Source organism: Streptococcus dentiloxodontae, from assembly GCF_053206925.1.
This window is the reverse complement of sequence record NZ_JBRUHR010000020.1, coordinates 1-25,366: the sequence shown is the minus strand read 5'-3', so window position 1 is coordinate 25,366 and position 25,366 is coordinate 1. Positions and strand designations below refer to the sequence as shown.

34 protein-coding genes and 1 other RNA gene are annotated in these 25,366 nt (G+C 38.7%); 31 read left to right on the top strand and 4 right to left on the bottom strand.

The annotated features are described in order from the left end of the window. Positions 1-56 precede the first annotated feature (56 nt). The 16 genes from ACVRZ8_RS09085 (at position 57) to ACVRZ8_RS09010 (ending at position 9,935) form a co-directional block, all read left to right on the top strand. Positions 57-419 (top strand): DUF1033 family protein, encoded by a 363-nt coding sequence (locus tag ACVRZ8_RS09085; RefSeq protein WP_447449006.1) that lies wholly within the window; start codon positions 57-59, stop codon positions 417-419. A 207-nt stretch (positions 420-626) separates the two neighbouring features. Continuing rightward, positions 627-1,589 carry a competence type IV pilus ATPase ComGA gene (gene comGA, locus ACVRZ8_RS09080; protein WP_447449005.1) on the top strand — a complete coding sequence of 321 codons (963 nt, stop codon included), beginning with the start codon at positions 627-629 and terminating at the stop codon, positions 1,587-1,589. Next, the gene (gene comGB / locus ACVRZ8_RS09075) at positions 1,504-2,544 is read left to right on the top strand and encodes a competence type IV pilus assembly protein ComGB (protein ID WP_447449015.1); all 1,041 of its coding nucleotides are present in this window, start codon (positions 1,504-1,506) and stop codon (positions 2,542-2,544) included. Before comGA ends, comGB begins: the two co-directional genes overlap by 86 nt. A gap of 8 nt (positions 2,545-2,552) precedes the next feature. Continuing rightward, on the top strand, positions 2,553-2,867 hold the full coding sequence (gene comGC, locus ACVRZ8_RS09070; RefSeq protein WP_447449014.1) for a competence type IV pilus major pilin ComGC: 315 nt from the start codon (positions 2,553-2,555) through the stop codon (positions 2,865-2,867). After that, complete coding sequence (gene comGD / locus ACVRZ8_RS09065) at positions 2,827-3,255, top strand: competence type IV pilus minor pilin ComGD (protein ID WP_447449013.1); 429 nt, start codon at positions 2,827-2,829, stop codon at positions 3,253-3,255. The genes comGC and comGD overlap by 41 nt, the downstream gene beginning before the upstream one ends. Further along, positions 3,218-3,520: a competence type IV pilus minor pilin ComGE gene (comGE, locus tag ACVRZ8_RS09060; RefSeq protein ID WP_447449012.1), complete on the top strand. Its 303-nt coding sequence runs from the start codon at positions 3,218-3,220 to the stop codon at positions 3,518-3,520. Before comGD ends, comGE begins: the two co-directional genes overlap by 38 nt. After that, the gene (gene comGF / locus ACVRZ8_RS09055) at positions 3,504-3,941 is read left to right on the top strand and encodes a competence type IV pilus minor pilin ComGF (protein ID WP_447449004.1); all 438 of its coding nucleotides are present in this window, start codon (positions 3,504-3,506) and stop codon (positions 3,939-3,941) included. The genes comGE and comGF overlap by 17 nt, the downstream gene beginning before the upstream one ends. Next, positions 3,919-4,236, top strand: coding sequence for a competence type IV pilus minor pilin ComGG (gene comGG, locus ACVRZ8_RS09050; protein ID WP_447449003.1), 318 nt, complete (start codon positions 3,919-3,921; stop codon positions 4,234-4,236). The genes comGF and comGG overlap by 23 nt, the downstream gene beginning before the upstream one ends. A 44-nt stretch (positions 4,237-4,280) precedes the next feature. Then, positions 4,281-5,237 (top strand): class I SAM-dependent methyltransferase, encoded by a 957-nt coding sequence (locus ACVRZ8_RS09045; protein WP_447449002.1) that lies wholly within the window; start codon positions 4,281-4,283, stop codon positions 5,235-5,237. 60 nt (positions 5,238-5,297) lie between these two features. Then, a complete protein-coding gene (locus tag ACVRZ8_RS09040) occupies positions 5,298-6,488 on the top strand; it encodes an acetate kinase (RefSeq protein WP_447449001.1) in 1,191 nt (396 codons plus the stop codon). 241 nt (positions 6,489-6,729) lie between these two features. Continuing rightward, positions 6,730-6,990, top strand: a complete 261-nt coding sequence (locus tag ACVRZ8_RS09035; protein WP_447449000.1) for a hypothetical protein — start codon at positions 6,730-6,732, stop codon at positions 6,988-6,990. Positions 6,991-7,004: 14 nt separating this feature from the next. Beyond that, a complete protein-coding gene (gene relB, locus ACVRZ8_RS09030; protein WP_447448999.1) occupies positions 7,005-7,205 on the top strand; it encodes a type II toxin-antitoxin system RelB family anti-toxin in 201 nt (66 codons plus the stop codon). 3 nt (positions 7,206-7,208) lie between these two features. Beyond that, positions 7,209-7,661, top strand: coding sequence for a hypothetical protein (locus ACVRZ8_RS09025; RefSeq protein WP_447448998.1), 453 nt, complete (start codon positions 7,209-7,211; stop codon positions 7,659-7,661). A gap of 9 nt (positions 7,662-7,670) precedes the next feature. Further along, positions 7,671-8,501, top strand: a complete 831-nt coding sequence (locus ACVRZ8_RS09020; protein ID WP_447448997.1) for an ABC transporter ATP-binding protein — start codon at positions 7,671-7,673, stop codon at positions 8,499-8,501. Next, positions 8,494-9,195 carry an ABC transporter permease gene (locus ACVRZ8_RS09015; RefSeq protein WP_447448996.1) on the top strand — a complete coding sequence of 234 codons (702 nt, stop codon included), beginning with the start codon at positions 8,494-8,496 and terminating at the stop codon, positions 9,193-9,195. Before ACVRZ8_RS09020 ends, ACVRZ8_RS09015 begins: the two co-directional genes overlap by 8 nt. Positions 9,196-9,272: 77 nt before the next feature. Next, positions 9,273-9,935 (top strand): CPBP family intramembrane glutamic endopeptidase, encoded by a 663-nt coding sequence (locus tag ACVRZ8_RS09010; RefSeq protein WP_447448995.1) that lies wholly within the window; start codon positions 9,273-9,275, stop codon positions 9,933-9,935. A gap of 15 nt (positions 9,936-9,950) precedes the next feature. Here ACVRZ8_RS09010 and proC read toward each other — a convergent pair whose 3' ends face one another. Together proC and pepA are read right to left on the bottom strand one after the other, a co-directional pair. Next, positions 9,951-10,721, bottom strand: coding sequence for a pyrroline-5-carboxylate reductase (gene proC, locus ACVRZ8_RS09005; RefSeq protein ID WP_447448994.1), 771 nt, complete (start codon positions 10,719-10,721; stop codon positions 9,951-9,953). 10 nt (positions 10,722-10,731) lie between these two features. Then, positions 10,732-11,799 carry a glutamyl aminopeptidase gene (gene pepA, locus ACVRZ8_RS09000; protein ID WP_447448993.1) on the bottom strand — a complete coding sequence of 356 codons (1,068 nt, stop codon included), beginning with the start codon at positions 11,797-11,799 and terminating at the stop codon, positions 10,732-10,734. Between the two features lie 123 nt (positions 11,800-11,922). On the opposite strand from pepA, the gene ACVRZ8_RS08995 reads away from it, so the two are divergent. From ACVRZ8_RS08995 to ACVRZ8_RS08965, 7 genes are all read left to right on the top strand, one after another. Further along, complete coding sequence (locus ACVRZ8_RS08995; RefSeq protein WP_447448992.1) at positions 11,923-12,594, top strand: CPBP family intramembrane glutamic endopeptidase; 672 nt, start codon at positions 11,923-11,925, stop codon at positions 12,592-12,594. Between the two features lie 46 nt (positions 12,595-12,640). Next, positions 12,641-12,931: a DUF4651 domain-containing protein gene (locus tag ACVRZ8_RS08990; RefSeq protein ID WP_447448991.1), complete on the top strand. Its 291-nt coding sequence runs from the start codon at positions 12,641-12,643 to the stop codon at positions 12,929-12,931. Next, entirely contained in the window at positions 12,928-13,245 is a 318-nt protein-coding gene (locus tag ACVRZ8_RS08985; protein WP_447448990.1) for a thioredoxin family protein, read from the top strand. Before ACVRZ8_RS08990 ends, ACVRZ8_RS08985 begins: the two co-directional genes overlap by 4 nt. 8 nt (positions 13,246-13,253) lie before the next feature. Beyond that, a complete protein-coding gene (gene ytpR, locus ACVRZ8_RS08980) occupies positions 13,254-13,880 on the top strand; it encodes a YtpR family tRNA-binding protein (protein WP_447448989.1) in 627 nt (208 codons plus the stop codon). A gap of 65 nt (positions 13,881-13,945) precedes the next feature. Then, positions 13,946-15,484 (top strand): hypothetical protein, encoded by a 1,539-nt coding sequence (locus ACVRZ8_RS08975; protein ID WP_447448988.1) that lies wholly within the window; start codon positions 13,946-13,948, stop codon positions 15,482-15,484. A gap of 98 nt (positions 15,485-15,582) precedes the next feature. Next, positions 15,583-15,999: a MarR family winged helix-turn-helix transcriptional regulator gene (locus ACVRZ8_RS08970; RefSeq protein ID WP_447448987.1), complete on the top strand. Its 417-nt coding sequence runs from the start codon at positions 15,583-15,585 to the stop codon at positions 15,997-15,999. A gap of 2 nt (positions 16,000-16,001) precedes the next feature. After that, positions 16,002-16,358 (top strand): rhodanese-like domain-containing protein, encoded by a 357-nt coding sequence (locus ACVRZ8_RS08965; RefSeq protein WP_447448986.1) that lies wholly within the window; start codon positions 16,002-16,004, stop codon positions 16,356-16,358. A gap of 70 nt (positions 16,359-16,428) precedes the next feature. On the opposite strand, the gene ACVRZ8_RS08960 is transcribed toward ACVRZ8_RS08965, so the two are convergent. Continuing rightward, a complete protein-coding gene (locus ACVRZ8_RS08960) occupies positions 16,429-17,349 on the bottom strand; it encodes an AEC family transporter (RefSeq protein WP_447448985.1) in 921 nt (306 codons plus the stop codon). 90 nt (positions 17,350-17,439) lie between these two features. On the opposite strand from ACVRZ8_RS08960, the gene ACVRZ8_RS08955 reads away from it, so the two are divergent. The 7 genes from ACVRZ8_RS08955 (at position 17,440) to ACVRZ8_RS08925 (ending at position 23,498) form a co-directional block, all read left to right on the top strand. Next, positions 17,440-17,835 carry a single-stranded DNA-binding protein gene (locus tag ACVRZ8_RS08955; protein WP_447448984.1) on the top strand — a complete coding sequence of 132 codons (396 nt, stop codon included), beginning with the start codon at positions 17,440-17,442 and terminating at the stop codon, positions 17,833-17,835. Positions 17,836-18,327: 492 nt separating this feature from the next. Continuing rightward, positions 18,328-19,605, top strand: coding sequence for a collagen binding domain-containing protein (locus ACVRZ8_RS08950; RefSeq protein ID WP_447448983.1), 1,278 nt, complete (start codon positions 18,328-18,330; stop codon positions 19,603-19,605). Positions 19,606-19,908: 303 nt separating this feature from the next. Then, entirely contained in the window at positions 19,909-20,685 is a 777-nt protein-coding gene (locus ACVRZ8_RS08945; RefSeq protein WP_447448982.1) for an MBL fold metallo-hydrolase, read from the top strand. Continuing rightward, complete coding sequence (tadA, locus tag ACVRZ8_RS08940; RefSeq protein WP_447448981.1) at positions 20,685-21,191, top strand: tRNA adenosine(34) deaminase TadA; 507 nt, start codon at positions 20,685-20,687, stop codon at positions 21,189-21,191. The genes ACVRZ8_RS08945 and tadA overlap by 1 nt, the downstream gene beginning before the upstream one ends. Positions 21,192-21,210: 19 nt before the next feature. Beyond that, positions 21,211-21,296, top strand: an RNA gene (gene ffs / locus ACVRZ8_RS08935) — signal recognition particle sRNA small type. 97 nt (positions 21,297-21,393) lie between these two features. Next, on the top strand, positions 21,394-22,011 hold the full coding sequence (locus tag ACVRZ8_RS08930; protein WP_447448980.1) for a hypothetical protein: 618 nt from the start codon (positions 21,394-21,396) through the stop codon (positions 22,009-22,011). Positions 22,012-22,148: 137 nt separating this feature from the next. Beyond that, positions 22,149-23,498, top strand: coding sequence for a glucose-6-phosphate isomerase (locus tag ACVRZ8_RS08925; RefSeq protein WP_447448979.1), 1,350 nt, complete (start codon positions 22,149-22,151; stop codon positions 23,496-23,498). A gap of 56 nt (positions 23,499-23,554) precedes the next feature. On the opposite strand, the gene nth is transcribed toward ACVRZ8_RS08925, so the two are convergent. Continuing rightward, the gene (gene nth, locus ACVRZ8_RS08920; RefSeq protein WP_447448978.1) at positions 23,555-24,178 is read right to left on the bottom strand and encodes an endonuclease III; all 624 of its coding nucleotides are present in this window, start codon (positions 24,176-24,178) and stop codon (positions 23,555-23,557) included. 229 nt (positions 24,179-24,407) lie between these two features. Here nth and ACVRZ8_RS08915 point away from each other — a divergent pair, with 229 nt between their 5' ends. After that, a complete protein-coding gene (locus ACVRZ8_RS08915) occupies positions 24,408-25,202 on the top strand; it encodes a hypothetical protein (RefSeq protein ID WP_447448977.1) in 795 nt (264 codons plus the stop codon). The last annotated feature ends 164 nt before the right edge of the window (positions 25,203-25,366 follow it).

Here is a 25,366-nt window from a genome sequence, read left to right as displayed (position 1 = left end):
TTCAGTTTTTTCAAAATATTTTATATAATGAAGATACAAAGTGTGAGGAAAAAGCTATGTATCAAGTTGTAGAAATGAAGGGCGATATAGAACCTTGGTGGTTTTTTGATGGTTGGAAAGAAGATATTATTTCCTTTAAGGAGTTTGACAAGTATTATGATGCTCTTAAATACTACAGAAAACAATGGTTTCGCCTTGAAAAAGTATTGCCAAGTTATAACAGCAAAAGCAGTGTAATGACAGCTTTTTGGGACAAAAAAGACAGACATTGGTGTGAGGCGTGTGACGATTATCTGCAGACCTATCAATCTATCGCTTTACTGGATAACTGGCAGGAGATTTCTGAAGAGCAGTTCCGTCCAGGTTACGAAAAACGCAATGATATTCCTCAGCAAACAGTTTGTAATATCAGACGTTAAACAAGCAGATGGGTTAAAGTACTATAGTCTAGCAACCATGAAAATCAATTAGCAATGGTATCAAACGGCAGTTTTTATATTATTTTAAGGGAGGTAAGCCTTAGGGCCAACCTCTTTTTTGCTGTTTTTAAAATTTTTCAATCAAAAAAGATTATTTTAAGCCTCTTTTTTAACCTTTTTTTCGAATAATAAAGTAAGGAGGTTTTTATGACGACTCAAAAAGCTAAGAGTATTATCAAACAGGCCGTGGATTTGCAGGCACAGGACATTTACATGATTCCCAGCAAAGATGGCTATGAACTGTATATGCGTATTAGAGAAGAAAGGAGATTTATTGATGTTTTTGAGCTTGATTGCATGGCTAGTCTTATTGGTCACTTTAAATTTGTTGCAGGAATGATGGTAGGAGAAAAGCGCCGCAGTCAGCTTGGAGCTTGTGATTACGAGTACAGTGAAAATGAAGTTGTTTCTCTGCGTCTCTCAACAGTGGGAGATTATCGCGGAAAAGAGAGTATGGTCATTCGTTTATTGCATTCAAAAGATCGCGATTTACATTATTGGCATCAAGGTTTTGACAATATTCTTGAAAAAATGGATCATAGAGGGCTTTATCTTTTTTCTGGGCCAGTTGGCAGCGGAAAAACTACCCTTATGCATGAGTTAGTCAAGAAGCGTTTTCCTATTGCTCAAGTGATTTCTATTGAAGATCCTGTGGAAATTAAGCAGGAAGGGATGCTGCAGCTGCAGCTCAATGAGGCAATTGGAATGACTTACGACAGTCTTATTAAACTAACTTTACGGCATCGCCCTGATGTTTTAATTATTGGTGAAATTCGTGACAAAGAGACGGCGCGTGCTGTCATTCGTGCCAGTTTAACAGGAGTAACTGTATTATCCACTATTCATGCAAAGAGTATCCCAGGTGTTTATGAGCGGCTTTTAGAACTCGGTGTTGAACGTTCAGAATTGGATAATGGCTTACGCGGCATTGCCTATCAGCGTTTGATAGGGGGAGGAGGATTGATTGATTTTGCCACAAAAAATTTTGAGAAACATTCGTCGGACAGCTGGAACCAGCAGCTTGATGACTTGGTTAAGAAAGGATATCTCACCGCTGAACAGATTCGGGGTGAAAAAATTGAAGCTGGCTCAGCAGGCCAAGATTATTGAGCTCTTCAACAATTTACTAACTGCAGGATTTACTTTATCTGAAATTTTGGATTTCTTGGAGCGCAGTCAGCTTTTGGAAGACAAATATACAGCTGTTATGCGGCAATCGCTTTTATCAGGTCAAAGTTTGTCCGCTATGCTGGAAACTATTGGCTTTTCAGATCAGATTGTAACTCAGATCTCTTTGGCCGATAAACATGGAGATCTCCAAGGGAGTTTAGAAAAAATCGAATCTTATCTTAACCAGATGGCCAAAGTAAAGCAAAAATTGGTTGAAGTGGCTACCTATCCGGCTCTGCTAATGGGATTCTTGGTTCTTATCATGCTTGGCTTGAAAAATTATCTTTTGCCTCAATTGGCTGAAGGAAAAAGCAATCTGGCGACTCAATTAGTCAGTTTATTTCCTCAGATCTTTTTTGGATTTATCATTAGTCTTATGATAATAGTGGCACTTGTCATTAAATGGGCTAAGCGTAAACCTGCTGTGACTGTTTATAGTTTACTGATGCATTTGCCTTTAATAGGCAAGTCAATTCAACTTTATCTAAGCGCCTATTATGCCCGAGAGTGGGGCAATTTATTGGGGCAGGGGGTTGAGCTTATTGATATGGTCAAACTGATGCAGTCACAAAAGGATAAGCTTTTTCAAGAGATTGGCAGTCAAATGGAGGCTGCATTGTTAGCAGGCCAAAGCTTTCCTGATAAAGTGGCCAGCTATAGCTTTTTCGCAAAGGAGCTGTCTCTTATCATTGAATATGGTCAGGTTAAGTCGCGTCTGGGCAGTGAATTAAATATTTTTTCAGATGAAATTTGGCAGCGCTTCTTTAGTCGTATGACTAAGGCAACAGCTTTTGTCCAGCCTTTGATTTTTATTCTGGTTGCCTTGATTATCGTTATGATTTATGCAGCTATGCTTTTACCAATGTATCAAAATATGGAAGGATTAACGTCATGATATCTTTTATTAAATCGGCTAAAACGGCTAAAGTCAAAGCTTTTACCCTAATTGAAATGCTAGTGGTGCTTCTCATCATCAGTGTTCTTTTACTTTTATTTGTTCCCAATTTGTCCAAACAAAAAGACTCTGTCAAAGAAACTGGTAATTCTGCTGTCGTTAAGGTTGTGGATTCCCAAGCAGAGCTCTATGAAATGAATCACTCGAAATCAGCTAATCTATCAGTTCTGGTATCAGAAGGTCAAATCACACAAAAACAGGCGGATTCCTATAATGATTATTATGCCAAACACGCAGGCGAAAGCCGTTCAGTTGCGAATTAGAGCATTTACTTTGCTTGAAAGCTTAGTAACTTTAGCAGTCATTGTTTTTTTAACCATGATACTGTCCGGTTCAGTGTCAAGTCTTTATGGACAGGTAGAAGAAAATATTTTTTTAATTCGTTTCGAGTATCTTTATCGGGACAGCCAACGTTTAGCAGCGGCTAAAGGAGAAACTGTTTCTCTTGCCATTTCTAAAACAGCCATCTCAAATGGTTATGACAGCTTAGCCATTCCTCAAAATATTCATATAGACAAGGAACAAACACTGACTTTTGACAATAAAGGAGGTAATTCAAGTCTTAGTAAAATCAATTTTTCAACAGATCAGGAGGTGGTGACTTATCAGCTGTATATGGGAAGCGGTAAATTCAAAAAGACAGTCTCCTAGAGCTTATATTCTTATGGAAAGTTTAATTTCCTTAGCGGTTTTAGCAGCAATTGTTGGTCTTGTTTTAAATCAGGTTAATCAAAATCGTCAGACAATGGCTTCAAGTCTTCGTTATCAGGAAGTCTTAAATGTGGCTGTAATGGCTGTTCAAAGCGGCCAAAGTCAGCTTGATATTAATAGTATCTCAGTGACGGTAAAACGAACACCTATTAGCTTATCGGTTTATGAATCTGGACGGGAGGTCATGTATGTGGAGAAAAACTAAGCTTAGAGCCTTCACGCTTTTAGAGTGTTTGGTGGCTTTACTGGTTATCGCAGGATCCGTTCAGGTCTATCAAGGTTTGACCAAGATCTTGGCTGGCAATATTGCTCAGGTTAATCGTCAGGAGCGCAGCGATTGGTTGCTTTTTGCCCAGCAGTTAGAAAGAGATCTTGATGGCAGTCAGCTGGTTAAGGTTGAAAATGGTAGGCTCTATATCAAAAAAGATTATCAGACATTAGCCTTTGGAAAATCTAAGTCGGATGATTTCCGTAAAACAAATGCTGACGGAAGGGGTTATCAGCCCATGATTTACGGTGTAAAGTCTAGCCAAATTAGCCAAAATGGAGATACTGTTCTCATTTCTCTGACTTTGAATAATGGTTTAGAAAGGAGCTTTGTTTATGCTTTTAAAAAAGCGTCTTAGAGGAGGAATTCTCCTTTATGCTATTCTAATGGCAGGGCTTTTTTCCTTATTGCTTCAAGTCTATTTGGATCGTTCGGTGGCTATGGAAAGGCAAAGTCAGGCACAGCTTCAAGCCAGTCAAAGCCAGCTAATGGCAAAGATGACTCTGGAAATGGCTGATGCAAAGTCAGGTCAGCTCAGCTTTTCCCAAGGAAAGAGCAGCTACCAGAAAAAAGATGAATTTATTAGTGTAACGGTGGTAATGAATAACGGTCAGTCTTATACTTATCAATATCTAACAGAAGGTGGGAGATAGCAATTCTCTCCTCTTTTTGTTATCATAAATAAATGGAGGAAACCATGAACTTTGAAACGATTGAAACAGCTTTCGAGTTGCTTTTAGAAAATGTCCAAATCATTGAAAATGAACTAGGCACTCATGCTTATGATGCTTTAATTGAGCAAAACTCTTATTACCTTGGAGCCGATATAAGCAATGAGCAGATCAAGGCTAATAATGATAAACTACGCGCATTGAAGCTTAGTAAAGAAGAATGGCGGCGTGCCTTTCAATTTCTTTTTATTAAGCTGGGACAGCTGGAAACCTTACAGGCTAATCACCAATTTACACCTGATACGATTGGTTTTATTTTGCTCTATCTATTAGAAAATTTGGTTCATTCAGATGAGCTTGATGTGTTGGAAATTGGATCTGGCACAGGCAACCTAGCAGAAACGCTTCTCAACAATAGTCAAAAGACGCTAAATTATATGGGGATGGAAGTAGATGATCTTTTGATTGATTTGTCGGCTTCTATTGCAGATATCGTTGATTCTAAGGCTGTTTATATCCAGGAAGATGCAGTGCGGCCTCAGCTTCTTAAAGAGAGTGATATCATTATATCTGATTTACCTGTTGGTTATTATCCTAATGATGAGATCGCCAGCCGTTTTAAAGTGGCAGCTCAAGGAGAACATACCTATGCTCATCATCTGCTTATGGAGCAGTCGCTTAAATACCTTAAAAAAGACGGCTATGCCATTCTTTTGGCGCCAGCCGATTTATTGACCAGTCCGCAAAGTGATTTGCTGAAAAAATGGCTGACAGATTACGCGGATATTGTTGCCGTTATTACTCTGCCTGATGAGGCTTTTGGCAATAAGCAGAGCATGAAATCTATTTTTGTACTTCAAAAACAGAGCAGTCAGGCGCCGGAGACTTTTGTTTATCCGCTCAGCAATTTTCAAAATCCAGAAGTTCTAAAAGATTTCACCGAAAAATTCCAAAATTGGGAAAAAGGTAATTTTCTTTTGTAAAAAAAAATGCTAAAATAGAAATATACTTTCTGAAAACGCTTTACAATATGAGGTGAATTTATGTCAAAAACAATTGCAATTAATGCAGGCAGCTCAAGCCTTAAATGGCAGCTTTATCAAATGCCCGAAGAAGAAGTTCTTGCTAAGGGCCTAATTGAACGAATCGGGCTAAAGGACTCGATATCAACAGTCAAATTTGATGATCAATCAGAAGTGCAGACGCTTGATATTCATGATCATACCCAAGCTGTTGAAATTCTTTTGAAAGATTTGATACACTTAGGTATTATCAAAGATTTCAATGAGATTACGGGTGCTGGACATCGTATAGTCGCTGGCGGTGAATACTTTAAAGAGTCAACCGTGGTTGATGATGATGCGTTGGCTAAAATTGAGGAGTTATCTGCTTTAGCTCCTCTCCATAATCCTGGAGCGGCAGCAGGGATTCGTGCTTTTAAGAAACTGTTGCCTAATATCACTAGTGTTGCAGTTTTTGATACGGCTTTCCATACGACTATGAATGATTATACCTATCTTTATCCTATTCCGCTTCACTATTATGAAGATTATAAGGTACGTAAATATGGGGCTCACGGAACCAGTCATCAATATGTTGCTCAAGAGGCAGCCAAATACATGAATCGGCCGTTGGAAGAGTTAAAGTTGATTACGGCTCACATTGGAAATGGTGTATCTATCACTGCTAATTACCACGGAAAATCTGTCGATACTTCTATGGGCTTCACCCCTCTGGCGGGACCTATGATGGGGACACGGTCTGGAGATATTGATCCTGCTATTATTCCTTATCTAATTAAAAATGATCCAGAACTTAAAGATGCAGCGGATGTTATTGAAGTTTTAAATAAAAAATCTGGTTTGCTAGGAGTTTCAGGGGCATCTAGTGATATGCGAGATATTGAGGCTGGAATTCAAAAGCAGGATAAGGCTTCTGTGCTGGCTTATAATATTTATGTGGATCGTATCAAGAAATACCTAGGTCAATATTTTGCAGTACTTAATGGAGCAGATGCTATTGTTTTCACAGCTGGTGTTGGTGAAAATGCATGGTCACTGCGTCGTGATGTTTTGGAAGGTTTAACTTGGTTTGGTATCACTGTTGATCCAGAAAAGAATGTTTTTGGTTACTATGGAGATATTACAAAACCGGAATCTAAAGTTAAAGTACTTGTTATTCCTACAGACGAAGAGCTCGTTATTGCACGTGATGTTGAGCGTCTGAAAGCATAGACGATAAAAACCGCAAAATGGTTTGGGTGCTGTCTTTCTTACTTGAAAGCAAAAACGCTAAATAGTGAACAATCAAGGTTAACATCTTATCATTAAAATCAAAAAATCTGAGATAAAGGGAATCTCAGATTTTGTTATTTTTAGAACTAATTGAGCAAAAATGTAAAATGAGCTTGACATATAATGTAAAGCAAGCTATACTATTTATGTAAAGTTAATTTAACATATAGGAGACTTGAATATGTTCATTAAAAAAATCAAAGATAAGACATTAAGCAGAGAAAAAGTGAAACAGAGATTGTGGTACAGTGCTGTAAGTCTAGGAAGCTCAGCCGGCATTACTAATTTTATGATAAGTCAAGCTTTTGTTTCCGATTTTGTTAAAGGAGTTTTTACAGGGATAGAAGTTGTAATGGTTGGTTTTAGTCTTTATTTTCTGGGACTCCTGAAAAATAAGTCAAAATTTGAGGCTTTTTATAATAAATATTATGGTCAAAGATAGACTTGGAGAAGAACATGAAAACAAGAATTCAAGAATTTAGAAAGGCTAGAAAAGTCAGTCAGGCTGAGCTGGCAGACGAGATGGGGGTCACAAGGCAGACGATCATTTCTTTAGAAAAGGGGCGTTACAACGCTTCTTTGGAACTAGCCTATAAAATTGCCAAATACTTTGGGAAAACCATTGAAGATGTCTTTTTATTTGAAAGCGAGGAGTAAGAGATGTTAATGAAGATTATTGAAAATGTAAGTAAAAAGAAAAGTATAGAAAATTATGCTAGAAGTCAAAAAAGGTTGAGTGCTTTTTATCTGCTTCTTGCCATTGTTGCTGTGGTTTTAATAAAACTAGTTTATCCCAATTCCTTTGCAATGGGAATGTTTACGGGAGTTGCAACTGCAAGCATCGTTTGTTCTTTTGTCTGTTATTACCGAATTTCAAAGCCTGAAAAATTAAAAAGGTGCTATATTGAGACCTATGATGAACGTAATGTGAAGATTCTATCTTTATCTTGTCAGTATACTTTGGTGCTGCTAGCTGCGGCGATTATTATCTTTACTCTTTTAGAATGCTTAGGTGTACTTTTTCTGACAAAGGTGGAAATTTTGACAGCTTTGCTCTATCTCACCTTTTTGAGTTATTTACTGCTGCGCAGTTTTTTTAACCATTATCTCTAGGAGGAAGTTATGATTGTTTCTGTAAAAAATTTAAAAAAATATTTTGCCAAGCAAGTTGCTCTTGATGGTATTTCCTTTGAGATTGACAAAGGTGAGATTTTTGGATTTTTAGGCCCGTCTGGCTCTGGAAAAACAACTACTATTAATATTTTGACGGGGCAGTTATCTGATGATGGGGGCTCTGCTATGATTTTTGATAAAAAACCAGAGGCTCTTACGTCAGATGATTTTGCGCAATTAGGGATTGTTAGTGACCAAACAGGTTTCTATGAAAAGCTGACGCTGGAGAAAAATCTTTTGGCCTATGCTAAACTGTGGGATGTTCCTAAAAAACGTGTGCAGGAATTAATGGAGACTGTAGGGATTGCAGATAGTGCTAAGAAACCAGCGGAGAAACTTTCCACTGGGATGAAACAGCGCATGCTGTTGGCGCGTGCCTTACTCAATAAACCCAAGCTGTTGTTTTTGGATGAACCGACTTCAGGGCTTGATCCGGCTACTTCAAGAGTTATTCATCAATTGCTGCTGGAACTCAAAGAGCAAGGAACAACTATTTTCTTGACTACGCATGATATGACAGAAGCAACACTTTTATGTGATCGTGTGGCTCTTCTTAGTCAAGGCAAACTTGTTGAAATAGGTCGGCCAGATGATTTGGTTCGCAAGTATAATCAAAAAAAGCAAGTTCAGTTAATCTATATAGATGGTCGTAATCAGCAGCTTTCTTTTGAAGAGTTGGTTTTAATTTCTGATATAGAATCACTTGAGAGTATTCATTCTTGTGAGCCAACTTTGGAAGATATTTTTATTACTTTGACAGGAGGAAAACTCAATGTATAAACAAGTTAAAGCCTTGCTGTGGAGCAGGCGTGAAATTCTCTTGGCCAATAAAGCTTTCTTTTTACAAATGCTGTTGCCGCTGATTTTATTATTATTGTTCAAGTTTATTTACCGTGATATGAATGCGGATATGAGCTTTATCATATTATTAATCATACTGCCAATGTCTCATGCTGTATTTGGTATGACAATAACTCTGCTGATTGCTGATGAAAATGAAAAAGGTAACATGAACAGTTTGGTTTTATCAGGGGTCACAAGCTCAGCCTATCTAACAGCCAACCTGTTTATTCCCTTAGTTATTGATTTTTTGCATGTGTTTATTATTCCCTTGGTTTTAGGCATAAAACTTGTGGATCTCGGTTGGACTTACTGGCTAGTTAATCTGTTAACTGCTTGGGTGATTATCATGCTCTTTATTGGAATCGGGATTCTGATGGATAGCCAGCAAAAAGCAACTATCGTCACTATGCCGCTTTATATGATTATTGGTTTCTTGCCAATGATGACCATGAATGATAAACTAATTTTAACCCTTACAGATTATACTCCTGTTGGTGCACTGAGTCATTCCCTGTTAGATTTAACAGATTATCGTCTGCTGACTCCAAGCTTCTTTAGTTTAATTGTCTGGCTGGTAGTTGTTAGCGCGGCGGTGCCTTATGTGATGAAGCGGACACACATTAAAAGATAAATAAGTGTGTGCTTACTTAGTCAGAATAATCAGAATAAAAAGATAACTATTGTCAAAATCAGAAAGGATAATTTAAGATGGCAGTTTCAAACATAAAGTCTCATATAGGTTATTTTGTCTTAGCCTTTGTCATTTATGGCATTGAACAAACAGCAACTTTTTATGTCCGTGTCAGTCAGCCGTTACAAATTTTATTATTAGTAGCAGCAATGCTGCTTATTAGTCTGACAACTCTTTATATTGCGAAACGCACTAGGCTGGTTGAAAGTTTCAAAAATATTATGGGAAAGAGGAATTGGGAGCTTATTGGTCTAGGTCTTCTATTTCTTTACGTTGTCAAATATGTGGGAGCCTTGGTTCTGCAGGAAGAAGGAGCAACAAGCACAGCCAATCAGTCTGGGATTGAAAATTTAGGCATGAATCCTATCATTTTAATCGTTGCAACGACCATTTTAGCTCCGATTGTCGAGGAGGTCGTTTTTCGAGGCCTTCTTATGGGACGTGTCTTTGATCGAAATTCTTATTTTGGTCTGGCTTTAAGCAGCTTTCTATTTGGCTTAGCTCATTTTCCCACTAATATTGGCAGCTGGATTATATATGGCGGTATGGGCGTGGTTTTAGGCTTGCTTTATCGTCGTACGGGTAAACTGGAGCACACGATGATGGTTCATTGTTTGAACAATGCAGTGGGTACGGCTATCATGCTTCTTTTGCAGCTACTCCTACACTATGTTCAATAAAAAGCCTGTGAAAGTTCACAGACTTTTTGATTTTTCAATTGTTTTGTCAATAGCAGAGCAAACACTGTGCGTTAATCCTGTCCGTTCCAGATCCATCAAGCCTGCGATAGTAGTGCCGCCTGGACTGGCAACTTTATCAATTAAATCATTAGGTTTATCAGCACTTTTAAGTAAATGTTCGGCTGTTGCTTTAACGGTCTGAGTGACAATATCCAGAGCTTGTGTTTTACCAAAACCATTTTTGACACCAGCCTTAGCCAGTGCTTCAATAAACAGAGCAATGTAAGCAGGGCTTGATCCAGCAAGGGCAGTGAAGTTATCAAAGTCTTTTTCTGCTATATCAAAAGTTGTTCCGAAACTATCTGTGATTTCCTTAGCGGCAGTCAGTAAGCTCTCTGAGACATGCTGGTTGCTGCAGATGGCAGTAGAACTTTGAAGAATTTGAGCATTGAGGTTAGGCATGATCCGAATGAGGGGCAATTCAGGATTGGTTAAAGCAGCCAATCTGTCCAATGTCACTCCGGCAGCCATAGACATGATAGGCTTGGTAAAAGTAAGCTCTGGCAGCAGTCTGTCAAATAGCTGTGGCTTAATCCCTAGGATAACCAAATCAGCTTCATCAATCAGAGCTTGGTGGGATTCAGCGGCTTCCACCTCAAGCAGCTCTGCTATTTCTCTAGAGCGAGCAAGAGATGAACCTGAGATAATAATATCATGGGAAGTTGTATTGAGGCCGGAGATAATGGCACTGGCCATCTTTCCGACACCGATAAAACCAATCTTCATAGAAGTCTCCTTAATAATTTTTGATGAGATCAACAGTTGAGCGATCCAACCGTTTCAGAATGGCTTGCAAAAAAGCTTGTGCTTGCAAAAAGTCATCCATGGCATAAAGCGTTTGGTGTGAGTGAATATAGCGGGCACATACACCGATTGTTGTTGAAGGAATCCCGCCATTTTTCATATGAGCGGCTCCGGCATCTGTTCCGCCAGCTGCGCAATAATATTGATAATTAATCCCAGCTTCTTCTGCCGTCGTCAGAAGAAAATCCCGCATATTTGGCAGCATGATATGACCGGGATCATAGAAGCGAAAGAGTGTTCCTTCTCCGATTTTTCCTTGATTGCCATAGACATCACCAGCCGGTGAACAATCAACTGCAAAAAAGATATCAGGATCAAATTTTGTGGTTGAGGCGTGAGCACCGCGCAGCCCAACTTCTTCCTGAACATTAGCACCTGCGATGAGAGTGTGGTGAAGTTCTTCATTCTTTAAAGCTTCCAGCATTTCTGTTACCATGAGAACACCGTAGCGATTGTCCCAAGCTTTAGAAATGATGTGCTTTTTGTTAGCCGTAAGGATCGTTTGGCTTTCTGGAATGATGACATCTCCTGGGGCTATGCCATACTGCATAGCTTCTTCATGGCTTGTAAAACCTGCATCAAAGACAATGTCTGCGATTTTTGGAAGAGCAGCTCCGCCATTTTCTCCACGAAGGAAATGAGGAGGGACAGAGCCAGAAATAGCTGGGTAAATGCGGCCATCCCGTGTGTGAAGCGTAAAGCGCTGAGAACTCACGACGAGGGGATTCCAGCCGCCAAGTGGTACGACACGAAATGTCCCGTCAGGTTTAATTTCGTTAATCATAAACCCAACTTCATCCATGTGGGCAGCCACTAACACTTTGGGGGCATCAGCTGTTTGATTGTACCGAATCCCAAATATACCACCGAGGCCATCTGTTTGCACGTTGTCAACCAGTGGTGTCATTTTTTGGCGCATAAAATCCCGCACGGGTTGCTCAAAAGCAGAAGTTGCTTTGAGTTCTGTTACTTCTTTAATTTTCTCGAATAAAGCTGTCATAATTACCTCAATTCTATATTCTCTATTGTAGCACAAAATCCTTCAGGATTGTTTTATTGACAAGGTTTTTACGTTGTTTTATAATAGCGATACAACTATGCTGACTATAAAAGGAGATGTATTATGAGCCTTGTTTTAGAGAAGCTGAAATGGCTTTTAGTTATCATCGGCTTACTCTTTGTGGAAACTCTGCCTGATCTATTTCAAGCTTTTTTTTACAGAATTAACAAACCATTACCAGTTTGGCAGCAAGCAATAGTCCTATTGGTAGCACTTGCTGTTACTTATTTTCTTATTCGGAAATATCGCAAATACGACCTGCTTACTTTTGATAAATCGCTTTTGACTTGGAAGCTGCTGGGAATCGCCGTTCTTGTTTATGTTATTGCACAAATAGGCAGTTATTTTGGTTACCAGATTATGATAATGGAGGGTGTAAGAGAAACGGCTACTCAAGCACAGCAGACCAAGGAATTATTAGGTCAGCCATTTCTCTTTGTTTTCTTGACAACCGCTATCGTTTCTCCCTTAAGCGAGGAACTTGCTTTTAGGGGAATTGTGTTTAAAAAGTTACTGCCCGGCTTTCCGCGCACAGCTGTCATTAGTAGTGCAGTTCTTTTTACCTTGTTGCACATGCCTACTAATTTTGGTTCTTTCGTTGCTTATTTTATTCCAGGAATAACCTTCAGTTATGTTTACTACAAGACGGATAAAATAGAATACGTTGTAGCCAGCCATGCCCTTAATAATTTGCTGACCACCGTAATGTTTTGGTTAGGATTTTCACTGAATTAATGACTAAAGACCATCTTTGATGGCTTTTTATGTTACAATTAATAGCATGAATACAAAACAAAAGATAATAGGTTCGAGTTTACTGCTTGTCGGTGCTGGCAGCCTTATTGCACTGGGGTTAACCTTGAAGGATTATTTAGACACAAAAAAGGAAGAACAGTTAAAAGACACTATTCGTGATTATTTTAGTTCTATGGGTGAAATAGCTGTCCTCTATATTAATGCCTTCGAATCAGATGAAGATGTTACTACAGGCGGTGTTGTTATGACAGATGATAGGGTCTATCAGTTTATCTATCGCTGTGGAGAGATTGATTATACAAAGGAGGATTTATGATTAGCCCCAAGTCTTATGAAGAGATTGCCTCTTATATTGAAAAGCCCGAAAAGACCGTTTTCTTTTTTACAGCAGATTGGTGTCCAGATTGTCAGTTTATTTATCCTGCTCTGCCTGAAATCGAAACTGAAAATCCTGACTTTACCTTTATCCGTATCAATCGTGATGATTTTATGGCAATGGCAAAGCAGTGGAATATCTTTGGGATTCCCAGTTTTGTAGTTATTGAGAATGGACAAGAACTTGGCCGTCTGGTCAATAAATTACGTAAAAGCAAGGAAGAAATTAACAGCTTTTTAGCTGGATTGAAATAGGAGAAAAAATGATTTTTTCATATAATAAGGAACATGTTGGCGACGTTTTGATGGTTATTTTGCAAGATACTAAAGCTATTAAACGCAGTGCAGAGCGTAGGGGCAGGGTGGCACGCATCTTTTCAGAAAAAACAGGCGAAACCCTTGCTTGGAATATTTTTGACGTGTCGCATCTTATAACGATTGATGGCGAGGGTCAAATTTTTTTAACAGACCAAGATGTGGCTGTGCTTAATGCAGAGCTTGCCAAAGAAGGTTTTACAGAAAAGCTTGAGGCAACTCCAACACCAGTATTTGTCGTTGGTCAAATTACTGAAATGAAAGCACATCCAAACAGCGATCATCTTAACATCTGTCAGGTACAAATTGCAGCTGACAGAACTGTCCAAATTGTTGCTGGTGCTCCAAATGCGGCTGTAGGCCTTAAGACCATTGTTGCTCTTCCAGGTGCTATGCTTCCCAGCGGCAGCCTTATCTTTTCAGGAAAACTTCGCGGAGAAGATAGCTATGGTATGATGTGTGCTCCGCGAGAGCTGGCTTTGCCTAATGCTCCGCAAAAGCGCGGTATTATTGAACTAGATGACGATGCGGCTGTTGGCGAAGCCTTTGATGTCAAAAAACATTGGAAGAATTAAGGGGAAATATTCTAGTTTTATAAGAAAGAAGGTTGGGGAAATTTATGGAAAACAAAAAGTTAACAATGTCAAAACAAGTTGGAATTCTGCTTGGAATTGTTTTATTCGCTTTCATCAATGTTTTTTTGTTTGATGAGCAAAAAGGGATAGGATTTTCTGTTTTTTCCACCCTAATCTTATTGACTATTGGCTTGCTTTCTAGGAGAACGACGCTTAGAGTCTTAGGAATAATTTCTTACCTCGTCAATGTTATTACAGCACTGTTTGGTTTTAATTATCTCGGATGGCTGACAGGAGTGCAGGCTATTGAGCTTATTTTTGCTGTTTGGTACTTATATCCTAGAGATACTTTTCTAAAGAATGACACGACAAATAGATTTATTTATCGCTACCGATGGGTACAGCTGATTCAGGCGGTTGCTATTACAATAGCGGCCTATATTGGCTTTAATATTGTAAGTCATTTGTGGGAAGGCTCTTTTCTCGAATTTGGCGGAAATGCTGCTTTTATTTTTGGAATCCAATATCTCTTATTTACCTTTTTGTCTAATGCAAGAGCAAGAGAAAACGTTGAGGTTCAAAGAAGTTTTGAAGCAGCACAATTTAAACAGCAACAAATGGCAGTTATGAATAATGGTCAGCCGGCTAAAAATTCTGCTATACCTGCCATCGCTACAAATACTTTTGTCAAATTTGCCAGTATATGGTTGATTGTAATGGATTTATCCATTCTATCTTATCTTATAAAACCAAATGATTTAGGTTTTGGGATAGGTGCATTTTTTGTCCTGCTAAGTATTGTCCTTTCTTTATTTATTAAGACACATGAAAATACTGCCGATGTTTTTTCTGTTATTTACCACAAGATACGTCCGGTGCAGCCTGTCTTTTTCATTATTTTACTGATTGCCCATGCTCATAAATTTAGTTATGGAGCAGCCTATGCTTTATTGTTTGCGGTGATTTACTTTATTTGGGCGCTTAATAAAATCAACATGAAGACCCTACTGACAGTTACTATTCTAATTTACTTCTTTCCTGTTCTGGGGTATATTTCAAATCCTTTCAGGCTCGGTGCTGCAAATATAGGCGAAGCTGTTAAACTCATTGTTGATACTGGTGAAGTAAATTACTTCGACCTTAGTAATTGGTTAAGTCTTAGTCAAGATGATAATAACGCTAATCATATAGATCCGTTAATTGAAGCAGCCAGAGATTTTGGTGATAGGATTGAACTTAAGGCTTATGGTGAAAATGAGATGAGTTCAGGAACACAAGGCGAGCTGTCTTTTAGCTATGATTTCACTGAAAATACGGTAACTATAGAAGACGAAACGACTTATGATGAGCTTGTGCTGGAAGATTTAGACTCAACTTATGATAAATATCAAAGTTTAAGTAAAAAAGATAATGATAAACGTTATCTTGATTATTATTACGTAGGAAAAACAGAAGGAGACTATGGAACCTATAGTTTTTATCTCAAAATGGATTCAAACTGGCTTAATTCTTATAAGAGTGACCCAAGCAGCGTGACTTATACGATTTTAGTTGTAGGATTTGATAGGACTCCCAAAGAGGTTTATGAGTCTACGGACTGGTGAATTGAGAAATCTATGGAAAACTAACCATAGATTTTTTTAATTGACGGTTGACAAAAAAATGATAATCAGTTATACTGATTATCAGTCGAGGTGATTATATGGAGTTGAAAAATTCTTTTGGGTTTAATCTTGGAAAAATTGTTCAAAAGATGGATAAGGTTTTTTCAGAGACCATAGAACAGTATGCTATTGATTCACGAGATTATGGGATTTTGTTGACTGTTTTGAATCATCCGTCTTTAACGCAAGCAGAGATTGGTGATCGTATGGGGATTGACCGCACGACCATTGGGCAGTTAATTGATGATTTGGAGAGGAAGGCCTTACTTCAGCGACAAAAAAATCCAAAAGACAGGCGTCAGAATTTGCTTATTTTAACGACAACTGGCGAAAAGATTGCCAGAGAGATGTGGGAAAGTATGCATAAGATCGAACAGGAGATTGTCAAAAATCTGACCAAGGAAGAAGAGCAGACTATTTTAACTATTGCAAAAATCATTCAGGAGGATTCATAAAAATGGAAAAAATCGCATTTTTGGAGATGTACTTAGACTTATACATTAATCATTTTAAAGTCTTGGAGGCTATGAAGGAGGAGAATTCGGATATAGTGGTATTGGATGTTCGCAATGCCCCTGCCTTTGTCAAGAAAGAACAAATCAAAGGAGCCAAGGCGCTTCCTGCTAAGGATTTAGCCGGTCAGTTAGATACTTTAGATAAAAGCAAAACCTATGTGGTTTATGATTGGAATGGTGGAACAATTCTAGGTAAACAGGCTTTGCTAATCCTTCTTAAGGCTGGTTTTAAAGCTTATGAACTTAGCGGAGCCTTTGAAGGTTGGAAGGGAATGAATTTGCCAACAGAAGTATTATAAAAAGAGGCTGGGACAAACCACAATGATTGCTGTGCAATCATGGCTGTCTGTCCCAGCTTTTTGTGAGTCTTCAGAGATAAAGATAGTCTGCTAGGGTCATCATAATAGGGATACTAATAAGTGACAGTACGGTTGTCAGAAGCACCAAACGAGAACCATACTCATAATCCCCGCCGTAAACCTGACTAAGCAAGGCCGCATTCATAGCTGTTGGTGATGTTGAGGCAATTGTCAGGGCTAGTTTTACATCATAAGAGGAAATAGGCAGAATCCAGATGGTTATGATACTGATAAAAGAAGTCAAAAAGAGTCGTAGAAAAGCGGTGTAATAAGCTGGTTTATAGAGAAAAATATCTTTGAATTTAACTTTGTAAAAATAGGAGCCTAAAACCAAGGTGGAAAGAGGTGTATTTAATTTAGCGACGGTGGTAATGGCATCAGTAAAAACTGTTGGTAAATCAAAGGGAAGGCTGAAGAGAAAAAGACCTATAATTGTAGCAATCATAGCAGGGTTAACCAAGACTGAGCGTAAATTAATACCAGCTTTTCCTTTTGAAATCAAGTAAATTCCGTAAGTCCATTGCATAATCTGATTAGCAACAACGAAGCCTGAAATGAAAAAAACCGCATTTGTACCGCCGACTGCCTCTGCTAAAGGTGTTCCCATGAAACCAACATTGGCAAAAAGAGTCGCATATTTGTCCATATTGCGTTCATCAGCCAACAAAAATTTTACTAAAATCATACGGGTGAATAGCAAAAAGAATGCGGCGGCAATCATGGTTAAGAGCAAAAAGAGCCGTTCAGCCGAAAATTTTTGACTGATAAAGGAGGAAACAAATAGACTTGGGGCAACATAAGTTGTCAGTAATTTGGATAATTTCAGAGTGACATCTTTTGTAAAAATCTCTTTATGTGTTAAGTAGAGCCCAAGCCCCATAATTGAGAAGAGCACAACTAATTTTTGAAAGACTAAAAATGCAATGGTCATATAAAATCCTTTTGATAAAATGATTTAAATTTTTCTTTATTTTAGCATTTTTCTCTCTGACTTACGAATAGATAGTTAGGAGGTAAACAAATGTATAATAAAGTTGTTTTAATTGGTCGCTTGACAGCGACTCCAGAAACGGTCAAAACACCTAATGATAGGTCAGTAACACGTGTAACGGTAGCTGTAAATCGCCGCTTTAAATCAAAAGATGGCGAGCGTGAAGCTGATTTTGTTAATGTTGTAGTCTGGGGGCGCTTAGCAGAAACGTTGGCATCTTATGCTGCCAAAGGCAGCCTTATTTCTCTTGATGGGGAATTACGCACCCGCAAGTATGAAAAAGATGGGCAAACTCATTATGTAACAGAGGTTTTAGCGCAATCATTCCAGCTTTTGGAAAGCCGTGCTCAGCGAGCTATGCGTGAGAATAATACAGCTGGGGACTTAGCTGATTTGGTTTTAGAAGAGGAGGAACTGCCATTTTAACTGTTAATGTGATGCTGTAACAAGGTATCAAAGTATCTGTCATAAATAAAAGCAGCCGCGAGGCTGCTTTTTTGCAGTAAAAAATATCAAGATTGGATCTGAAATCTTGATTTCAAATATGACAAAATATTTTATTTTGTATTTTAATCTTAATATAATTTACAAGATAGCCCTTTCATGGTAAACTAATAATTAAGGGGGATTATTGTATTATATTAATGGTATGTAAATAATTAATAACTGAAACTATTTTCACTTAATATTTGCAATTTTTTTCTGCAACCATTTCTAAGCAATCAGCCATTTAAACCATTTAAGTAACAGTAAGTTTAAAAAATTATTATGACTCCAAATTTAATAATCACATTGGTAATTTCTAGTGTTGCTGTAGACAAATAGATGATGAAAGGAGGCACCGTAGCAATTTTCCCTTTTGAATGTGTTTAAAGATAGTTGCAGATGATTTATCAAAGTGTTAAGAAAGGTGATGATATGAAAAAAATACTCTCAACTTTTTTAGGGTTGACTTTACTTGCTTTAGTAGGCTTTATTTTTACGACAAGAGTTGATGCTAGTGAAATTACAAGCTATACAAATTCTACGAATCTGACGGTTGATGGATCAACGGTCAGCTCAGCTACAAGTGTTAATGCCGGAACAACGATAACGGCTACAAACAGTGTCTCTTTTGACGATTCAGTTTCCATTGCTGAAGGTGATACGCTGACACTTACTCTTCCAAATGAATTGGCATTTGTCTCAGGACAAACTTTTGATGTAGCGGACTCTGATGTTTACGATAAAGCAGGTGTAAAAATTGGAACAGCTACGATTGATCGTTCCTCTAAAACGCTCACAGTAACCTTTACCGATCAATTTACAAAAGAACCTCTAAATAAAACCTTAGAATTAACCGTTTTGCTGCACATTGATTCGAGTGTGGTAACCGAATCTGGACCTGTCACAACCACCTATCAAGGAACCCAATATTCTTTAAATTACAATGCCAGCAACGCTGGCGAAATTGATAGTTACACGTTTAAGTATGGCTATCAAAATGAGTCAGGTTATATTGAATGGTTTATGGTTGTTAATGGGGCGCAAGATCCTATTACAAATATGGTTATCAGTGATACTATTGGTGAAGGTCAGGAAATGGTGACAAATAGCCTTCGTATTGTCCGTTTGCAGTATGTTGCAAATGATCCTGTTGATTCAGACGCAGAAGCTCGTTCACGCTTTGTCCATGATAATCATACGGCAGAAGCTGAGGTGACTCCTACAGGATTTACCCTAAGCCGTAATAACAATAGCGGTGATGGCTATGGTTGGGCTTATGTTATTTCTTACCGTACTAAAATCACAGATGAAGCAGCCACAACAGGTACTTCATTCACTAATACTTTGAATTTATCTGGAGATAACTTTGCAGGACGAACTCGTACGGCTACTTATGTTATGCAGGAAGCTTATGGTTCAGGGCGTTCTAACCAAGTAGCTGCAAGCTCTTCTTCAACAGAAGCATCAAGTTCTTCTGAAGAGAGTACCTCAGCCTCATCAACAGATCCGTCTGCTTCAACAAGTGCTTCTTCAGCAGATGCTAAGGCGGCAGCGCAGACATCAAAATCTTCTAAAAAGAATAAATCTTCAAAAACTAACGGTTTACCTTCTACCGGCGAAAAATTTGCTCCGTATTTAACGGTGGCAGGATTTATTATATTAGCTCTTGCAGCACTTATTGCCATTCGCCGTCCACAGTCAGAAAAATAAAGCCAAAGAAGTTAGGACACAATAAAGTTCTAACTTCTTTTGATAGTTAAGCAGTGAGATACAAGCACTTTCTAACCTTGATAGTTTCACAAGATGACCCTCTTAGATTATGTTTTTCACTTGTTAGAGATAGCCATTAGGTTTTTTAACTTATCCTACTTTCTTTTTGTTATAATAATACTCAAAGAAAATCGGAATCGTACTGGAAGGTAAGCAGCAAGTTGCAGCAGCGTACGGCAAGGTGCTGTCAAGGATGTGCCATTCTGGTTTTCCATGAGTATTTAATCAAAGAAGGTGTTTTTTATGAAACTGACAACACTTGGCTGCTGGGGAGCTTATCCTTACAAAGACGGTGGCACAACCTCTTATCTCTTGACAGGCGCAGACGGCTTTCAACTGCTGGTTGATTGCGGCAGCCGTGCTCTCAATGAACTCGAAAAAGAAATCAGTCCGCTAGATTTGGATGCGGTTATTATTTCCCACTACCATCCTGATCACGTCGCTGATTTGGGCGTTCTGCGTCACTATTTTCAACTTTATCCCAAGCATCTCTGGGAGCCTAAGGTTTTGCCCATCTACGGACATGATGAGGACGCCTACGAGTTTAGCAAACTGACTCTTGATGGTGTCTCGCAGGGTCTTGCCTATGATGTTAAGGGTGTGCAGCAAATCGGACCCTTTGACATTACTTTTATCAAAACGGTTCACCCTGTGCCCTGCTATGCCTTTCGGATTGTAGAGCGCACGACAGGGCAAGTATTTGTCTTCACGGGTGACACAGGTTATTTTGCTGATTTGGCGCAATTTGCCGCAGGCGCTGACCTCTTTTTGGCGGATGTTTACCTTTACGAAGGCAATGAAAATCACATCGCTCATTTGACCACCAAGGAAGCTGGGGAAATTGCTAGCGCGGCTAAGGTAAAACGTCTGGTTTTGACCCACATGCCGCCAGTACCGCCAGCAGGTATTGCTCCAGACAGCCATCTAGAAATTCTCAGAAGTCAGACGGAAACCTACTCCAATGGCATTCCGGTAGAATTGGCAGAGCCCCACAAATCATGGGAAATTGGTGATTGCTGATGACAGACTTCACTCAGGCAGAAAAAGAATTTTTTATGGCAGAGGCCCTGAAAGAAGCTCAAAAATCACTAGCCAAAGAAGAAATTCCTATCGGCTGTGTTATCGTCAAGGACGGCCAAATCATTGGTCGCGGGCACAATGCGCGTGAGGAGCTCAACCAAGCCATCATGCATGCCGAAATCATGGCTATCAACCAAGCCAATATCCATGAAGGCAATTGGCGTCTGTTGGATTGTACGCTTTTTGTCACCATTGAGCCCTGTGTCATGTGCAGCGGAGCCATTGGCTTGGCACGCATTCCGCAAGTCATCTATGGCGCCCCAAATGCTAAATTTGGCGCTGCTGGCAGCCTTTATAACATTCTAACCGATGAGCGTCTCAATCACCGTGTGAAAGTAGAAACAGGGGTGCTAGAAGCGGAATGTGCCCAAATCATGCAGGATTTTTTCAGACAAAGCCGCGAGAGAAAGAAAGCAGTCAAAGCAGAGTCAAAACTTGCAAACTAAGTAAAATATGCTATAATAATCCTTGGAGCAACGTCCGTGCGTGAAGTGGGTCAGGGGAGGAATCCAGCAGCCCTAAGCGATGTCGAGCGTGTGCTCTTTTTTATTGCTCTTGAGAATACTTTTTATCTAAGTTATAATAAAAGTTCAAGACAGAGGTCCTAATTTTACCCGTTTTTAGAACTTTTAATTACAAGGAGAATTTATGAGAAAATTTTTTCAAGTCAGTTTATATGAGCTATCTTTTTACGTAGAAATTATCATTTCACTCATCTTGCTTGTAGTTCTGCTGCTCTTAACTGGCCGTTTAGTATTGGATATGGGTAATGTTTTAACCGATAATGTTGATATTGAGGCTTATTTGCAAAATTTTCTAAACCAGGCTATGAACATTGCCATAGGTGTGGAATTGATCAAGATGCTGACCAAACATACGCCTAGTACTATTATCGAAGTACTCTTATTTGCGGTAGCAAGAGAGCTAGTAGTCTCGCATAGCAGCGCTTTGGACACTTTAATCGGTGTTGCAGCTATTGCCATTTTATTTGCGACCCGTAAGTACTTGTTTACGAGTTTTGATGATTCTAACAATATCATTGTCAGAGGAAGCCAGAAAGTCAAAATTGCCAATGTCTTGGCAAGAGTTGATTTAGATGGAGAAAAAAGTGAATTGATGCGGGATTTTATGGCAAGACATTTACGAGAAGAGGACAAACATATAGCTATAGGCGCGTCCATTTATTTTAAAGATGTTGCCTTACGTGTTGACAGTATGAAAGATGATGTTATTACGCGAGTAGAAATTATTAAGTCTGTTTCCTAACTGTTTAGCTTTTATAAAGTTTTAGCAGAGCAACCGTTTTCTTTTTTTGTAAAAAGGGACTTAAAAACATTGAAAAATAGAGCAGAAAAGAGTAAACTGAAAAAGTATACCTAATTTTATAGAGGAGTATCCTTAACATGACACATATTAAATTTGATTATTCAAAAATTTTGGGCAAATTTGCCAATCAGAATGAAATTGATTACCTGCAGTCTCAAGTTTCAGCAGCGGATAAAATGCTTCGCGAAGGAACAGGACCAGGGGCTGATTTTCTTGGCTGGCTTGATCTTCCAGAAAACTATGATAAAGAAGAATTTGCACGTATTCAAAAAGCAGCTGAAAAAATTAAATCAGACAGTCAGGTGCTTGTAGTTATCGGTATTGGCGGCTCTTATCTTGGTGCCAAAGCAGCTATTGATTTCTTAAGCAACCATTTTGTGAACTTGCAATCTGCTGACAAACGTAAAGCCCCACAAATCCTTTACGCTGGTAACTCTATTTCATCAACTTACTTGGCTGATCTTGTGGAATACGTTCAGGATAAAGAATTCTCAGTAAATGTTATTTCTAAATCGGGTACAACAACCGAACCGGCCATTGCCTTTCGTGTTTTCAAAGAACTTTTGATCAAAAAATATGGTCAAGAAGAAGCCAATAAGCGTATCTATGCAACAACAGATAAGGTAAAGGGTGCTGTTAAGGTTGAAGCTGATGCCAATGGCTGGGAAACATTTGTTGTTCCGGATAATGTCGGTGGGCGCTTTTCAGTTTTAACAGCAGTAGGCCTTTTGCCTATTGCAGCCAGTGGTGCTGACATCACTAAATTGATGGAAGGGGCAAATGCAGCGCGTCAGGACTATTCTTCAGATAAAATTGCTGAAAATGAAGCTTACCAATACGCAGCAGTTCGTAATGTTCTTTACCGCAAAGGCTATTCAACAGAAATTCTGGTCAATTATGAACCATCACTTCAGTATTTTTCAGAGTGGTGGAAACAGTTGGCAGGTGAATCAGAAGGTAAAGATCAAAAAGGCATTTACCCATCATCGGCTAACTTTTCAACAGATCTTCATTCGCTTGGACAATATATCCAAGAAGGTGCACGAATCATTTTTGAAACAGTTGTTCGTGTTGATAAACCACGCAAAAATGTAATCATTCCAGAATTAGCTGAAGATCTTGATGGATTGGGCTATCTTCAAGGAAAAGATGTTGATTTTGCCAATAAAAAAGCTACAGATGGAGTGCTTCTTGCTCACACAGATGGCGGTGTACCAAACACTTACCTAACTCTTCCAGAACAAGATGAGTTCACGTTAGGATACACTATTTATTTCTTCGAGATTGCGATTGCTATTTCAGGTTACCTTAACGCTGTTAATCCGTTTGATCAGCCAGATGTTGAGGCTTATAAGAAAAACATGTTTGCCCTTCTTGGTAAACCAGGTTTTGAAGAACTTAGTGCAGAATTGAGTGCACGTCTTTAATCATAAAAAATCGGCTTCAAGCCGATTTTTTTGTTATCTCTTTTAAAGCAAGCGAATTAATCAAACTCATATAATTGAGGAAACTTATGGCATTCAGGATTTTTGGGATGGCAGACTTGACGGCCAAATAAAATCATTGCTTGGTGAGCAGGCAGCCATTCTTCTGGCGGCAAGACCTCCATGACACGTTTTTCGGTTTCAAGAGGTGTTGCTGATTTTTTGACAATATTATGATGTTTACAAATACGGCCAACGTGTGTGTCAACTGCAAAGGCTGGGATACCAAATCCGATACTTAGAACAACATTGGTTGTTTTTCTTCCGACTCCTGCCAAACTCTCTAGCTCTTCACGCGTATGAGGAACAACCCCATCATATTTTTCAACCAGTTCTTGGGCACAGGTCTGCATAAATTTGGCTTTGTTACGGTACAAGCCAAGTTTTGAAATATATTTTTCCAATTCTTTTGGTGTCGCTTTAGCCATAGCCTGCGGTGTTGGATAAGCTGCAAATAGAGCCGGAGTAACTTTGTTAACTGCCAAATCTGTTGTCTGTGCTGATAGCATGACTGCAATTAATAACTCGAAATGATTACGAAAGTTCAGAGTTGGCTGTGCATCAGGGTACAGGGCTATAATTTCTTCAATGACTTTACGTGCTCTCTTTTTTGATAAAACCATAGATTATCCTTTGTCTTTTTTGTAATTATTATAACAAAATGGTTTGAAAATCTAAAAATAGGTGTTTATTATTTTTTTCTGTTGTAACAAATATATTTTTGTGATAACCTCTTAAGTCTTCATAGAATGGGAGGTTAAATTCTTTTCTTGGAAAGGCTATTTTACGAATATTTATCAAAATGTTATAATATCGGAGCAAGTGTAGTTTATTAAAAGAGAGGACTAAGTAATGAACGAATATTCTAGGGAAGAGCTGCTTAATAAATTGGTTTATACATATGGTTATTTAAACACGTTAGAAAATTTAAAGGGTCAGATTGCTGATATACATGATAGATACCAAATGTTAATCAATAAGGAGAGGGAGAATAATAGAGCCTCAGACATATCTGGTTTTGTAGCAGGTGCGGTAGGGCTTATCCTTCTTATAGCTGCTATTGTATTAACTTTTATGGATGTCCATGCTACTTTATTTACGAAAATTGTAGAATTTATCATGTACATTGTTGGGGTAGTGGTTATTGTTTGTGTTGTAGGAATTGCTATATATTCTGTATTAACTATAGTGGGGTATAGCAGGATAATAAGCAGCCGTAATATCTCACGCTTGGAAAAAGAATGGGAAGAGGATACTCATTTGTCTGAGTTAGAAACGGCTGTTCATAATATCGAAATTGATTCGCAGTATCTTGAGTTAAAGGAGGTTATTCCCAGCCGCTTTTGCAACGCAACTGATGTAGCAGGCCTTTGGGAGCTTATAGAGGATTACAGAGCAGATACCTTCAAAGAAGCAGCCAATATTTTGCGTGATGAACAACACAAATATAGGCTAGAAGAAAGACAAGGACAAATCTTGGAAGCTGTTCATAAGATTAATGAGCAGTTAGATGAAGTTGTTAGACAATTAAAAACCGCAAATGTGCACTTGGCTTCTATTGCATCAAATACAGCTTCTATTGCCTTAAGTACAGCTTCTGCAGCTAGAAGTAATTCGCTTTTAGTTGGGATTGCTTTGATGAAATAGGGATAGAGTATTCATAAACTAAAACTGCCTCCTTTTGAGGCTCTTTGTCAACTGTAGTGGGTGACTTATAACTAAGCACGAGAGAGAATCAGATTGGTTCTCTCTCTTTGCATGTTCAAAGCGATAAGAATTTTAGTTTTAAAGTTTTTGAAGTTTCGAAAGCC